Annotated in this window: 12 protein-coding genes and 1 tRNA gene; 7 read left to right on the top strand and 6 right to left on the bottom strand. The window is 55.3% G+C overall.

The window, feature by feature from the left end; all coding sequences use genetic code 11:
• Positions 1 to 475: 475 nt before the first annotated feature.
• Both B1C80_RS24375 and B1C80_RS24370 read right to left on the bottom strand, forming a co-directional pair.
• Positions 476 to 559: transfer RNA gene (locus B1C80_RS24375), tRNA-Thr, on the bottom strand.
• Positions 560 to 750: 191 nt separating this feature from the next.
• Positions 751 to 3,405: a TonB-dependent receptor domain-containing protein gene (locus B1C80_RS24370; protein WP_077923833.1), complete on the bottom strand. Its 2,655-nt coding sequence runs from the start codon at positions 3,403 to 3,405 to the stop codon at positions 751 to 753.
• A 232-nt stretch (positions 3,406 to 3,637) separates the two neighbouring features.
• Between B1C80_RS24370 and B1C80_RS24365 the strand changes: the two genes are divergently transcribed.
• From B1C80_RS24365 to B1C80_RS24345, 5 genes are read left to right on the top strand one after another with little or no spacing between them, the layout of a single operon-like run.
• Positions 3,638 to 4,894: a hypothetical protein gene (locus B1C80_RS24365; protein WP_077923832.1), complete on the top strand. Its 1,257-nt coding sequence runs from the start codon at positions 3,638 to 3,640 to the stop codon at positions 4,892 to 4,894.
• Positions 4,895 to 4,950: 56 nt separating this feature from the next.
• Positions 4,951 to 5,958 (top strand): Gfo/Idh/MocA family protein, encoded by a 1,008-nt coding sequence (locus tag B1C80_RS24360; protein WP_077923831.1) that lies wholly within the window; start codon positions 4,951 to 4,953, stop codon positions 5,956 to 5,958.
• A gap of 1 nt (position 5,959) precedes the next feature.
• Positions 5,960 to 6,454, top strand: a complete 495-nt coding sequence (locus tag B1C80_RS28935) for an acyltransferase (protein WP_077923830.1) — start codon at positions 5,960 to 5,962, stop codon at positions 6,452 to 6,454.
• A 28-nt stretch (positions 6,455 to 6,482) separates the two neighbouring features.
• Positions 6,483 to 7,589, top strand: a complete 1,107-nt coding sequence (locus tag B1C80_RS24350; protein ID WP_077923829.1) for a DegT/DnrJ/EryC1/StrS aminotransferase family protein — start codon at positions 6,483 to 6,485, stop codon at positions 7,587 to 7,589.
• On the top strand, positions 7,589 to 8,305 hold the full coding sequence (locus B1C80_RS24345; RefSeq protein WP_077923828.1) for a glycosyltransferase family 2 protein: 717 nt from the start codon (positions 7,589 to 7,591) through the stop codon (positions 8,303 to 8,305). Before B1C80_RS24350 ends, B1C80_RS24345 begins: the two co-directional genes overlap by 1 nt.
• 25 nt (positions 8,306 to 8,330) lie before the next feature.
• On the opposite strand, the gene B1C80_RS24340 is transcribed toward B1C80_RS24345, so the two are convergent.
• Positions 8,331 to 9,245, bottom strand: coding sequence for an RluA family pseudouridine synthase (locus tag B1C80_RS24340; RefSeq protein ID WP_077923843.1), 915 nt, complete (start codon positions 9,243 to 9,245; stop codon positions 8,331 to 8,333).
• 312 nt (positions 9,246 to 9,557) lie between these two features.
• On the opposite strand from B1C80_RS24340, the gene B1C80_RS24335 reads away from it, so the two are divergent.
• Positions 9,558 to 10,019 carry a response regulator gene (locus B1C80_RS24335; RefSeq protein ID WP_077923827.1) on the top strand — a complete coding sequence of 154 codons (462 nt, stop codon included), beginning with the start codon at positions 9,558 to 9,560 and terminating at the stop codon, positions 10,017 to 10,019.
• A gap of 44 nt (positions 10,020 to 10,063) precedes the next feature.
• Entirely contained in the window at positions 10,064 to 10,447 is a 384-nt protein-coding gene (locus tag B1C80_RS24330; protein WP_077923826.1) for an Hpt domain-containing protein, read from the top strand.
• On the opposite strand, the gene B1C80_RS24325 is transcribed toward B1C80_RS24330, so the two are convergent.
• The 3 genes from B1C80_RS24325 to B1C80_RS24315 all read right to left on the bottom strand — a co-directional run bounded on the left by B1C80_RS24325 (position 10,425) and on the right by B1C80_RS24315 (position 12,855).
• A complete protein-coding gene (locus B1C80_RS24325; RefSeq protein ID WP_077923825.1) occupies positions 10,425 to 11,204 on the bottom strand; it encodes a LytTR family DNA-binding domain-containing protein in 780 nt (259 codons plus the stop codon). The two genes, B1C80_RS24330 and B1C80_RS24325, sit on opposite strands and share 23 nt — an antisense overlap.
• Before the next feature lie 56 nt (positions 11,205 to 11,260).
• Positions 11,261 to 12,415: a sensor histidine kinase gene (locus B1C80_RS24320; RefSeq protein ID WP_077923824.1), complete on the bottom strand. Its 1,155-nt coding sequence runs from the start codon at positions 12,413 to 12,415 to the stop codon at positions 11,261 to 11,263.
• An 86-nt stretch (positions 12,416 to 12,501) separates the two neighbouring features.
• Positions 12,502 to 12,855 (bottom strand): hypothetical protein, encoded by a 354-nt coding sequence (locus B1C80_RS24315; protein ID WP_077923823.1) that lies wholly within the window; start codon positions 12,853 to 12,855, stop codon positions 12,502 to 12,504.
• Positions 12,856 to 13,028 lie beyond the last annotated feature (173 nt).

Below are 13,028 nucleotides of genomic sequence, written 5' to 3'. Positions count from 1 at the left end.
GAAATTTTAACGGCTTCGCCCACCATGCGCCACCGGATGAATATTACCCTGACGGACCTGTCGGCGGCTGATAAAATCAGGAAGCAATTGCTCAAACCGGCAACGACACTATAGAGGTTGTTTGGGGAAGGGTTGATAAGCAGGTAAAGCCATAAAGAGACCGGACTTTGCCCCCCAGCCCCCTAAAGGGGGAGTTAACCCAGCCGTTTTTTCTCCCCCTTTAGGGGGCTGGGGGGTAAAAAAGGTGCCCATTCGAGCGACTAAAGCCAGCAGATTCCTTCCCCAGACAAGCTCTGAAGGGGCTGGGGGGCGAAAAGGCAGCCATTCGGGCTAGAAGAATTCACATAAATTCCTTCCCCAAACAACCTCTTAACGGGGTCGACTACCGTATACGAAGGCAGCGTTCAGGTACCGCCCGCGCTGGCGTAACGAACAAAAAAAGCACGTACGGCCTGGGCTATACGTGCTTTTTTTGAGCCAGTGGAGGGATTCGAACCCCCGACGCGCTTGCGCATCCTGATTACAAATCAGGCGGAATCGACCGCTATCCGACACTGGCGTCTCCTGAATTGTGGGGCAAAAGTAGTGCTTTCCGCTATGTCGCGCAAGTGTTGGCCCGGCAACTTTCGCGCAAACACACTAAAAAAAGGAATCCCCCCCGCAGTGCAGAAGGGATTACCGTCAACCTATCTAATTAATTGCTTGTACTGAATACGTTAGCCAGCGCTGAACGGTACGGGCCTGTATCCACTAATTTTTTGGGCGACCGCCCCCTCCGCCACCGCCCGCAGCGCCCTGTTGTGGACCGTCGTTGCCGCCACCTTCGCCACTTTTTATGTCGTCGTTGTCAATCGACCGCCGGCGTTTCTGCGGGGCGTCGAAGCTCATTTTGCCAATCTTGTAGCTGAATGTCAACCGAACCCCGGCGTTGTAGAAGCTGTTGGTGCTGTTCTGCGTCAGGATGGGCGAGCGCAGTTCGGAGGTCTGTACGAACGGATGGTTCAGGAAGTTTTCGGCAGCCAGGCCCAGGCTGGCCTTCTTCTGGTTGAAATCCTTGCGAACCCCCATGCTGTAGAAGTACATGGTGCTCTGGTAGCCCTGGAGCTGCACCTGCCGACCCCGCATACCACCGAAGGCCTGTAGCCCCCAGCCGCCCTTCAGGGTCAGGCTGGTCATCAGACGACCGCTCACGATCCAGCCCGAGTTAGAGGCTGCATAAATGGGGTTGCTGTTGTTGTTGGTCAGGCTGACATGGAACACATCGACACCGCCACCAAGCTGCCACTTCGAAAACAACGTAGCGTTACCGAACAGGTTGAGACCGAAGGCGTCCTGCCGCCCAACGTTCTGATAGCCGGTCCGGATAACCTGCTGAAAAACGGGGTTGGTTGGATCGCCGAAGTTCTGGGTCGACGTATCCCGAACGGCGGTAATCTCGTTGTTGGTGCGCCGGGCAAAAACCGTTGCGTTCAGGTAAATGCCTTTGATGTTGGCACTCGTACCCAGCTCGATGTTATCGGTCAACTCGGGCGAGAGGTAGGGGTTACCCGTGGTGATATTGGTCGGGTTGGCCGTGTTTACGTTCGGGTTCAGGAACTGGATACCCGGCCGCTGGATTCGGCGGTTGTAGGCCAGCTTGATGATTTTGCCACCGCCCAGGTTCTTCGAGATATTGATGCTCGGAACCAGATTGCCATAGTCGGGAATCGACGCGGCTGGGGCGCCCTGCTCGTTGCTGAACCGGGCGCCGATGAAGGTATACTCGTACCGGGCTCCGGCTTTGATCGTGAATTTACTCTTGGTCGTCAGGGTATACGACAGATACGACGCGGCAATCTGCTGATCGTAGAAGAGGGTGTTGGCCCGGCGGCTGTTGTCCGTCTCGTAGGGGGCGTCGGGGCCGTCGGCAATCAAATACTGGAAATCGCTGTTGACCTGCCGGAAAATACCTTTACCACCGAGTTCGAAGAGCTGGTTTTTGCCGACCGGTACCTGATAGTCGAGCTGAAGGGTCGATTCCTGGTTGTAGCTCTGGTTATCGTTTCGCTGGCGGGCCGTAATGGTCTGGAAGTCGGTTCCGCTCAGGATGTCGGCAACGAAGTTGTTGGTCCGGTTGTTCCGGCTATACAGGGCCAGAATACTCAGCTCCTGCTGGGGCTTGTACGTACGGGTATACGTTACGTTGGCATCGACCGTACCCGACAAATCCTTGGTGTCTACGTTCCGCAGGTTATTGATCGGGAAGAAACCGTTGGGCAGAAAGGTCTGGGTCAGCAGGTTGTTCTGGCTCGTCAGTCCATTACGGGCTCCGTAACGAACGCTGGCGGTCAGGGAGGTATTCTTGTTGATGTCGTAATCCCAGCCCAGCTGATAGTTGCCGAAGATGCGCTGGTTCTGCGTGCTGGCACTCTGCAGCGTACGGATGGTGCCATTGGGCGAAGCCGTTGTCTGGTCATTGCTGAAGGCGCCACGCACATTATACTCGGCCCGGCCGAAGCCGCTCAGCGAGAAGCCCATCTTGCCGGTGCGGTAGTTACCGTTCAGGCCGAGCAGCGCCCCCCGGTTGCCAACGCCCCCGTCGACGTTCAGGGTAGCCCCCTGCAGCGTCGTTTTCTTGGTCACGATGTTGATGATACCCGCCGACCCTTCCGCATCGTATTTGGCCGAGGGGCTGGTAATGACCTCTACGGTTTTGATCATGTCGGCCGGAATCTGCTTGAGCGCATCGGCTACGCTGCTGGCCACGATCGTGCTGGGCTTGTTATTGATCAGTACGGTTACGTTGCTGCTGCCACGCAGGCTCACGTTGCCGTCCAGGTCGACCGAAAGCATCGGCACCTTGCGCATCACGTCGCTGGCGTCGCCCCCTTTGGCCGTAATGTCTTTGTCGGCGTTGTAAACAAGCCGGTCTACTTTTTCTTCGATCATGGCCGCCTGACCTACCACGTTTACTTCGCTGAGCGTGCGAATGTCGGGGGCCAGATTGATGATGCCCAGGTTGAGGTCGGTACCCCGTTCAACGGTGATGAGCGCAGACCGTTTGTCCCGGTACCCGATAAAGGAATACTGAAGCCGGTACTGGCCGGGAGCCAGCTTGGTCAGGGTGAACCGGCCTTTTTCATCGGTGGTGGTCCCGTCAACGGGTTTGTTGGTCTGGGCGCTGAGTACGGCTATGGTCGCGAACTCAACGGGCTTGCTGGTGGTGGAGTCCATGAGCAGACCCGCAATTTTACCGTTGCCGCGGGGCAGCGGATCAGACTCGGAAATGGTAGCTGTAGGGCGCTGAGTTCGTTCGTCGGCAGGCCGGCCAAATCCGCCAGAGCTGCCCGCCCCTGCTCCGGCAGGAACCTGAGCCAGCGCGGCCGTTGCCGAAGCGATGTATAAAACAAGTAATAACGTTTTCATAGGGTTGTATATCTGGTGATAGGACTGATGCCCCAAAGGTGATGACAGGCTGTCTGGCCGGGAAATCAATTTGGCCGAATGCCGATTTTTGGGTGCCGAAAGCAGGGATTGACCCCGGGAACAAAAAGTGGTCAAACCAGGCTGCTACCGTTTACACAACATACGGTAGATAATTAATTCGTCGCGGATCTGTACTTTTATCTTAGTTTTGTTGCGTACAAGCAATCCACCAATGCCAGATTTCCCGTCGTCAGTCATTCCCAAAGCGGCTATTGCATTCCTGTTATCCGTGTTGCTTGTTCTGTTCTGGTATTATCGTCAGGCACTTACGCCCGCCTATAACCGCCAGCCCCTCGCTTTGGGGATTGCCTTTTTTCTGCTCCGTATCGTTCCGTTTATTGGCCTGTACATCGTGCTGGGCTACGCTGCGCGTTCGGATGTGCCCATGTTTTTTGAAGCCTCGAAAGAAGCGCTTGAGATGAAGGTGGTTTACCGCGATTTCGATTCGGCTTACTCGCCTTTATTTGCCTATCTGACGGCCCTGCCCCTGCTGATCTGGTACAGCCCGGAAGCCATTACCCTGCTGCTGATTCTGCTGGAGGGGCTGACGCTGGCGCTGACCTTCCGCTACTACCGCAGCCTGCCGGGCCCGGCCGACGAGCCGTTCCAGAAAGCCATCCTGTACCTGCTGCTGCCCATCTCGATGGTACTGTCGGTGCTGAGCGGGCAGGAAGATGAACTGATGTGGCTCTTTGGCGTATGGGCGCTGATGGCCTGGCGTCACCGTCAGGACGATCTGTCGGTGGGGCTGGTGCTGGGTCTGGGTATGGTCGTAACCAAAGCCATTCTGGTACTGACCCTCATACCGGTGTTTTTTCTGGTTCGTAACCAGCTGCGGTATGTGGCCGGATTATTGCTAGTTGGTTTACCAGCTCTAGCTATTATGTATGGTTTAGTAGGGCTTGAGTTTCTGGAGCCCGTTCAGCAGGCCAACGATCCGCGGACTCCGAATATCTGGACCGTTCTGCGGCCGTTGCTGGGCAGTGTTATCCCGCTGGGTCAGAAATCGCTCAACTGGGTGGGGCTGGCGTCTATTCTGGCGTTCGGCTGTTACGTGGCTTACCGCAACCGACCGCGGTTCGAGGCTGGTTTTGTGACGCTATGGGTCAGTACGTACGCGTTTATGATGATTGTTCAGCAGAGTTCGCTGGCCAACTACGCGTATATCTATGTCATGCCCATGCTGTTCGGCGTTGTTGCGCTGACCAGCCGGAACCAGTTGCTGTTCCTGCTTTTGTTCAACGTGGCGGTTGTGGTTCAGCCACCCCTCTGGTGGAGTATGGATATGCCGTTGTTCAGTTCATTGAGCGACCTCACCACCGCTAAGGCCGTGGCCGAATACGTACTGGAGGTCGTTATCGTTGGTTGTTTAATCTGGCTGCTGGCCATCCAGTTCAAGGCAGCCCGGCTCATCGGGATGAGCAAGTAATGCAGCGCTGCCTGCCGAAAAGAGCAGCGTATTAACCTTATTTATTGTCATATCGAATGATACAAGTTGGCCTGGTCGGTTACGGATATTGGGGAGTCAATCTGCTTCGTAACTTCATGAACGCCAAAGAGTGCACCGTTAAAACCGTCTGCGATCCGCGGGCCGAGCGGCTGGCCGTAGCCCGGCAGAGCTATCCAACGGTTAGCGGTACCCACGATTATGCTGACCTGCTGGCCGATCCGGCTATCGACGCGGTCGTGCTGGCCACCCCCGTCTTCTCCCACTACAAACTTGCCAAACAGGCGCTGCTGGCGGGGAAGCATGTGCTGGTCGAGAAACCGTTTACGGCCAGCGTTGCCGAAGCCGAAGAGCTGATCGAACTGGCGGCTCAGCGGAACCTGGTCGTGATGGTCGATCATACGTTTCTCTATACGGGATCGGTGCAGAAAATCAAATCGCTCTGCGAATCGGGCGAGTTTGGCAAGCTCCAGTATTTCGACTCCACCCGGATCAACCTGGGCCTGTTTCAGTCCGATGTCAACGTGATCTGGGATTTGGCTCCGCACGACATTTCGATTCTGTTCCATCTGGTTGGCGAGAAACCCTACAGCCTGACGGCAACCGGTAAAGCCCACGCTATCAACAGCATCGAGAATATTGCTTACCTGACGCTGCACTACCAGTCCGATTTTATCGCTCACTTTACCTGCTCCTGGATTTCTCCGCTGAAGGTACGCCGGATCCTGATCGGGGGCGACCGGAAGATGGTACTCTACGACGACGTGGAACCGACCGATAAAATCCGGATCTACGACACGGGCTACCAGCTCAACGAGTCGGAACAGGAAAAACACCGCAAGCAGGTCGACTACCGAACCGGCGATGTGTTTATCCCGAAAGTGTCGCCGAAGGAAGCGCTGGCCGATATGGCGGCCGACTTTGTGGGGGCAATCCTGCACGGGAAACAACCGTTAGTAGATGGACACAAAGGCCTGGAGGTCGTCCGCGTACTCGAAGCCGCCGAAATGTCGATCAAACAAAACGGGAAAGAAATTAAACTGTAACATGACTACACTGACAGAAGACTCGCCCAAACGTTCGCTGAATCAGGTGCAGGTCGGCGAAGGCGTCAAGATATACGATTTTGTAAACGCCTACCATTGTACAATCGACGATGGGTCTAAGATCGGCACGTTCGTTGAAATTCAGCGGGGCGCTACCATCGGCAAGAACTGCAAAATATCGAGCCATAGTTTTATCTGCGAAGGCGTCCATATCGAGGATAACGTGTTTCTCGGGCATAATGTGACGTTTATTAATGACCGTTTCCCCCGTGCTACCAACCCCGACGGGTCGATACAGACCGATGCCGACTGGACTATGGAAGAAACCTGGGTGAAAAAAGGCGCGTCGATCGGGTCGAGCGTCACGATTCTGTGCGGGGTCACCATTGGCGAAGGAGCCATTGTCGGCGCCGGTTCGGTCGTGACTAAATCCGTTGCGCCCAACACCATCGTGGCGGGTAACCCAGCCCGTGTTCTTAAGTCTGTGAAATCCTAATTTCCATCGCGCCAACTCAATTTATCAGATGGTAGCCACCCACAAAATTCCTTTTCTTGATCTGCGGAAACAGTATCACCAGTTGAAAGACGAGGTGCTCAAAGTAACCGAAGAAGTTTTTGAATCGAACGCGTTCTCCGGCGGTCCCTACGTTGCCACCTTCGAGCGGGCCTTTGCCGATTACTGTGGTACATCGCATGCCATGGGGGTTAATAACGGAACCACGGCCCTGCAGCTGGCCATGCTGGCACTCGGCGTTGGCCCCGGTGATGAAGTCATCATTCCGGCCAATACGTTCATTGCTACGGCCTGGGGCGCGTCGCACGTGGGCGCTACCCCCGTATTTGTCGACTGCGACCCGAACACCTGGGAGATCGACGCATCGAAAATTGCCGAACGGATCACCGAGCGGACCAAAGTGATTGCGGGCGTACACCTGTACGGGCAACCCTTCGATATTGCGGCCGTTCAGGCCGTAGCGGAACAGCACAACCTGCGCTTTATCGAAGATGCCGCCCAGGCCCACGGCGCCCGCTACAACGGTACGCGGGTGGGGGGCTTTGGTGAAATGGCCTGCTTCAGCTTTTATCCCGGCAAAAACCTGGGCGCCTATGGCGAAGCCGGAGGGATAACGACCAACCACCGACCCTATTACGATCATGTGCTAAGTCTGCGCAACCATGGTTCGCAGACGCGGTACTACCACGACGAGATTGGGTATAACATGCGGATGGATGGTCTTCAGGGCGCTATCCTGAGCATCAAGCTGCGGTATATCGATCAGTGGAATGCCCGTCGGCAGGCTATTGCCGACCGTTACCAGCAGGAGATCACCAACCCGGGTGTACGAATGCAGCAGCAGCCCGGCTTTGCCGAATCCGTTTATCACCTCTTTGTGGTTACGGTCGAGAACCGGGCCGACTTCCTGCGCTATCTGGAAGAAAACAACATTGTGGCTGGTTTACATTATCCCGTGCCCTGCCACCTCCAGAAGGCCTACGAATCGCTCGGGTATCACAAAGGCGATTTCCCCCAGGCCGAATACCTGGCCGAACACTGTGTATCGCTACCGATGTTTGCCGAACTGACCGACGAAGAAGTTAATCAGGTTATTGACGTGATCAACCGCTATTGATGGACCAAACCTGGAGTGTAGTCGTCTTTTGTTACAACGAAGTAGGTACCGTTCGGAAAGTCGTTACCAAACTGATTCAGACGTTTGAGCAGTACAAACCCGGCCTGTATGAAATTTTGCTGGTCGACGACGGCAGTTCAGATGGCTCGGCCGATGTGGTACGGGAGCTGGCTGCAGAATATGCCGTAATCCGGCCGCTGATTCATCCGGTCAACCGGGGTATTGGCCATGCGCTGCGGACAGGATACGCCAATGCGCGTTACGAAAACCTGACGGCGGTTCCGGCCGATGGGCAGTTCGATACCGATGAGCTGATTCCGCACATGAACGTGCCGGACCGGTCGTTCGTGTCGTTTTACCGGCTCGAGAATACGACCTATACCATGCTCCGGAACGCGCTCTCGTACGCCAACCGGCTTGTGAACCGATTCCTGCTCAGCTTTGATTTGAAAGATGTAAACTGGGTAAAGATCTACAAGACCCAGGCCGTTCAGTCGCTGAAGGTCGAGCTGGAGAGCTCCCTGGTAGAAAGTGAAATATGCGCGAAGCTGCTCGTTACGGGGCATACCGTTCGGCAGGTAGAGTCCAGATATCACCCGCGTGAGTCGGGCGTGAGCAAGGGCGCTTCGCTGAAGATTGTCCGGCAGGCCTTTGGCGATACGCTGACCCTGGCCCGGGTGCTGAATACCTTCAAACGTCAACTGCGGACCCGCTGAGTAACGGGTCCGCAGTCTGAACTATTCATTCGGACTGTTTTAAAACGCTCAGAAACGATTTGGGCACCGGCGCGTCGAACCGCATGGCCTCGCCCGTGATGGGGTGTTCGAAGGCCAGCATCTCGGCGTGCAGCCCCAGGCGCCCGACCGGGTCAGAAGTGGCGCCGTACTTACTGTCGCCCGCAATGGGGTGACCAATATCCTGCATGTGTACCCGAATCTGGTTCTTGCGCCCGGTTTCCAGCTCCAGGTGAAGCAGGGCATATCCGTTGGCGGCCTTTAGTACGGTATAGTTCGTGACGGCCAGCTGCCCGTATTCGGGGTTCTGGCTGGAGTATACGATCAGGGCTTTACTTTCGCGCAGGTAGGAGGTGATGGTATCGGCCGGCGGTTCCGGTACGCCCTCTACCAGCGCCACGTAGGTCCGCTGCTTGGTGGTATCGTTCCACGATTCCTGCATCAGCTTCTGCACTTTCTCGCTCCGGGCAAACATCATCACCCCCGATGTTTCGCGGTCGAGCCGGTGGATGATAAAAATCTTGTTCTTCGGATCCTCTTTCTTGGTGAAGTCGCTCAGCATGCTGTAGGCCGTACGGTCGCGCTCCTTACTGGTGCCCATCGACAGCAGACCAGCCTGTTTGTTGATCACGATCAGGTGTGGGTCTTCGTACAGAATGGTCAGGCCTCTGTATTGGGTTGTCTCGGGCGCCCGGTTGCCCGCTACGGTAACGATCTGGCCGGGTTGCAGCGGGTGGTTAAACTGGGTATAAACCCGCCCGTCGACCAGAATCTGTTTATTACTCAGCAGCGATTTGATATTGTTACGATTCTTGTGCGGCAGCTTGTCAATCAGAAAAGCCATCAGTTGGGCCGGAGCCTGAACCGTGAGCTGCTGGTCGGTGCGCTGACCGCGTCGACGCGGCTGATCGGAATGTTGCATAGTATACCAGATGTCAAAGACCGGCCATAACGAGCCGGTCATCCGGCAAAGGTACGGGTACAAACCCGATTAACCGGATTCGGGCCGATAAACATCCCGTAGAAAGCCTCAGTCTCAGTACCCGGCAAGGCTGCCTGCCAGCCGTAACTGAACCAGCCAAACGGGGTTCGTTGGCGCAGGCTGAGCCCGAAACACACCGCTTAAAAACTCTATTTTTCCTGAAAAGTAAAATTTTAATTGCCTGAGTTAAGAAATGGTAAACTAACTTATATTTGTTGCAGGACCTGATTCAGGCTGAATTCTCAGCGAATCATGGGTGCCATACACCTGATTGACAAACCGATATATACCGTGGATAGCCTGTCCTCTTCTCAAAAACCGACGCCAGCCGATGGCAGTGACCAGCCGCTGGCTGGCATCCGGCTGTTACTGGTCGATGATTACCCGATCAATCTTAAAATGGCGCAGCGCTTTATGCAGAAGTGGGGAATTCTGGTCGATACCGCAGAGAACGGACAGATAGCCATCGATAAATTCAGCGCCGGTACGTACGATATTGTACTGATGGATCTGGAGATGCCGGTTCTGGATGGGTATCTGGCTACCGAGGTTATTCGGCAGCAAAATCCGGCTGTACCCGTGCTGGCCCTGACCGGATCGGCTCCGTTCAGCAACCAGGACCGCGCCTTTGCGATCGGCATGAACGATTACGTCACCAAACCGTTCAATCCTGACGATTTATTCGAAAAAATTGCCCGATATACCCAGCGGTAACGTACCGCCGGGCCTGATCACCACCGTTTGCTCATCCAACTACTATGCCATTAACCGCCCCCGCTATTGATTACCCACGACTAGACCGGCTGCATGGCGGAAGCCGAGGGCAGATTGTGAGTGTACTTCATCTGTTTCTCGATGAGGTCATGCCGGATTTTGACCAGCTGGAAGCCGGTATGGAGCAGCAAAACTGGGTCGGTGTGGCCGATGTGGCCCATAAGATTGTGCCCTGGGTGGGTATGGTCGGACTGACGTCGCTGGAAATGGAGTTGCGCCAGCTGGAGCAGTATGCCAAGTCAGCGCCCGAACCAGAGGGGGTAATTAGCCGCTGGAATCACTTCAAAACCGGGCTGGAGCAGGCGTTACCTGTGTTACGCAGCGAACTGGACCGGCTGGCTGACCCTACTTCCCCAACCATTCCTTAAACTCGGTCATCCGGTCGCCACTGACAAACACCTCCTGCCGCGATTTGGGCATCAGATCGAGCTTCAGTTTGCCCGCCGAATAGGTGTGGATGGTCTGAATGGCAGACAAGGACACCAGAAACTGCCGACTGATCCGGAAAAATTGCCGGGGGTTCAGCAGTTGGGTCAGCTTGTCGAGGCTATAGTCAATCGGCAGGTTGAGCCCGTCTTTGGTGACCAGAAAGACCACCCGCTCTTCGAGGTAGAAATACGCTACATCGGTTGTTTCGATGCTCCGGATTTTGGTGCCCACCGTAATCATGAACCGGTCCTTATACTCGGTTTGGCGGGGGCCGCCAATCAGGCTCAGGAGGGTTTCGAGGTCGGGAGCCGATGCGCTCGCTGAGCCGAACTGCTTTTTCAGCGCTTTGAATTTTTCAATGGCCGCTACCAGTTCGTTGTAGTTGATGGGCTTGAGCAGGTAATCGATGCTGTTTACCTTAAACGCCTGGATCATGTACTCATCATAGGCGGTGGTAAAAACGACCGGCGTAGTCAGGTTGGCCTGCTCGAAAATGCGGAACCCCAGGTCATCTTCGAGGTGGATGTCCATGAAAACCAGATCGACACTGGGGCGGGCCGGCTGGTTGAACCACGCCACGGCTTCACTTACCGACGGAATGGCCGCCAGCACCTGTATACCGGGATCGTATTTCTGCAACATGCCCTCCAGCCGTTTGGCGGTGAGGTTCTCATCTTCAATAATCAATACATTCATAATCGGAGCAGCAGAGCCAGCCGACGAACTACCGTAAACAAAAACCTGTAGGGAGGCTATGCCGGTACCCGTTCGCCGAGTAGCGGTATTTTGACAATAAAAGCCGATTCGTTCTCACTGACGTGCACAGGCCGATCGGTAAGCAGCGTATATCGGTTGACAATATTCTGTAGACCCACACCGGTCGACACCTCGGATTGGGGACGCAGCTGCCGGTTGTTCTGCACAACCAGGCTGTCGTCTTCCAGAAAGATCTGTACCTGCAGCGGCTCTTTGGCCGACATCCGGTTGTGTTTTACGGCGTTTTCGACCAGGAGCTGCAGGGTGAGCGGAGCAATGGCGTACCGGACCTGATCGGCCTCGGGTACGTTGATGATGACATCGAACTTGTTTTCGAAGCGGATGTTGAGCAGAAAGCGGTAGGCCTGAATGAACTCCAGCTCAGTTTTGAGCGATACGCTCTCGTTATCTTTCTGCTCCAGAATATACCGATACGCCCGGGAGAGCTGGTCGATGAAGCGCTCAGACAGGTCGGCGTCGGCATGAACCAGCGACGATAGAATACTCAGGCTGTTGAACAGGAAATGCGGATTGACCTGACTTTTGAGGGCCGTAAACTGAGCCTGTACCGCTTCTTTCTCGAGTCGTTCGGCCCGCACCTGAACCAGTTCGAGCCGGCGGTTGGTACGCCGGTTGGCCGCCAGGTAAAAAGCCGACAGCAGTGCCAGAACGGTGAGGCTATTATTGGCCCGGGCCCGCTGTTCGCGCCCCTGCCGCCAAACGGCTACGTCGAGGGGAGTGTATGATTTGGGGGGGCGCTGCGACCGATACGCCGGAAACCGCTCGTCAACGAAGCTGTCCAGTGTGCGCCAGATGGTGTAAAAGCCATAGTTAAACGAAAGGGCTATGACGCTGGCAATGAGTAGGGTAGCCAGCTGAGCCGGAATTTTGAACTCCAGCAGAAACCCGTCGCCGAACCAGCTGAACAGCCGTCGCTGTATCCACTCGGTAATGCTGATCCAGAGAAAGAAAAAGAACAGCGACAGCAGAATCTCGAGAATGAAGAACGGCAGCCGCGACGCCCGCAGGGCCCAGCTGGGGTTCGAGATATTGACATAAAGCCGCAGGGGCCAGTAGACAACAAACACGCTCAGGGCGAGCTGCCATTTTTGCCGGTTGGTCAGGCGGTATGTTGTCGGTACGGTGGTCATATAACAAATCTACACATCCTACCTATGCTACAAAAAAAGAAACCGGCGGAATGCCGGTTTCGGTGGGTTGGGTGACGAATTTTGGATCACGACTCAAAAGCAACCACTTTCTGAGCGGGCTGCTCGCCGACTACAAACGTTTTCACTATCTGCTCTTTACCGACACGAATGGCCAGTTGGTAGGTTCCGTTGGCCAGTTCAGCAATGTTGAAATATTGGTGGAGGCCATCGCGTAGGTTTACGTTCTGCGCGTACAGGATGCGGCCCTGCTCATCGCGAAGGCTCACCGTAGCGGTGGCCTGTTCACGGCCGACAACGAGTTGAATCTTCTGGTCAGTGGTGACGGATACGTAGGTGACGGGCGCTTTGTCGGCGGTGGTCTGGGCAAATGATGCGGTACCGGCTACCAGTCCCAGCATCAGAACGAATACTTTTTTCATGGTTCGTATTTGTTTGGTTCGTTTGACTGAGACAAAGGTGTGCTGCCCGAATCAACCCGCAAAAGCAATGTGGATGAACGACGGTTTTTGCCCGACGGGCCTGAGATTCAGCGTTCCGAGTAAAATAGGGCCATGTCGTCATGTTAAAAAAACGGCGGTTGGGCAGCCGATCG

The sequence above is a fragment of the Spirosoma sp. 209 genome (assembly GCF_002006735.1).
In the GTDB taxonomy this organism is placed as follows: domain Bacteria; phylum Bacteroidota; class Bacteroidia; order Cytophagales; family Spirosomataceae; genus Spirosoma; species Spirosoma sordidisoli.
The sequence above is the reverse complement of the archived record's forward strand: the minus strand, read 5'-3'. Positions and strand labels throughout refer to the sequence as shown.

Bases quoted from the DNA above. Each gene is read 5' to 3' on its own strand.
- B1C80_RS24330 (WP_077923826.1), top strand. From the start codon at position 10,064: ATGCCATTAACCGCCCCCGCTATTGATTACCCACGACTAGACCGGCTG.
- B1C80_RS24370 (WP_077923833.1), bottom strand. From the start codon at position 3,405: ATGAAAACGTTATTACTTGTTTTATACATCGCTTCGGCAACGGCCGCG.
- B1C80_RS24345 (WP_077923828.1), top strand. From the start codon at position 7,589: ATGGACCAAACCTGGAGTGTAGTCGTCTTTTGTTACAACGAAGTAGGT.
- B1C80_RS24320 (WP_077923824.1), bottom strand. From the start codon at position 12,415: ATGACCACCGTACCGACAACATACCGCCTGACCAACCGGCAAAAATGG.
- B1C80_RS24315 (WP_077923823.1), bottom strand. From the start codon at position 12,855: ATGAAAAAAGTATTCGTTCTGATGCTGGGACTGGTAGCCGGTACCGCA.
- B1C80_RS24360 (WP_077923831.1), top strand. From the start codon at position 4,951: ATGATACAAGTTGGCCTGGTCGGTTACGGATATTGGGGAGTCAATCTG.
- B1C80_RS24350 (WP_077923829.1), top strand. From the start codon at position 6,483: ATGGTAGCCACCCACAAAATTCCTTTTCTTGATCTGCGGAAACAGTAT.
- B1C80_RS28935 (WP_077923830.1), top strand. From the start codon at position 5,960: ATGACTACACTGACAGAAGACTCGCCCAAACGTTCGCTGAATCAGGTG.
- B1C80_RS24335 (WP_077923827.1), top strand. From the start codon at position 9,558: ATGGGTGCCATACACCTGATTGACAAACCGATATATACCGTGGATAGC.
- B1C80_RS24340 (WP_077923843.1), bottom strand. From the start codon at position 9,245: ATGCAACATTCCGATCAGCCGCGTCGACGCGGTCAGCGCACCGACCAG.
- B1C80_RS24325 (WP_077923825.1), bottom strand. From the start codon at position 11,204: ATGAATGTATTGATTATTGAAGATGAGAACCTCACCGCCAAACGGCTG.
- B1C80_RS24365 (WP_077923832.1), top strand. From the start codon at position 3,638: ATGCCAGATTTCCCGTCGTCAGTCATTCCCAAAGCGGCTATTGCATTC.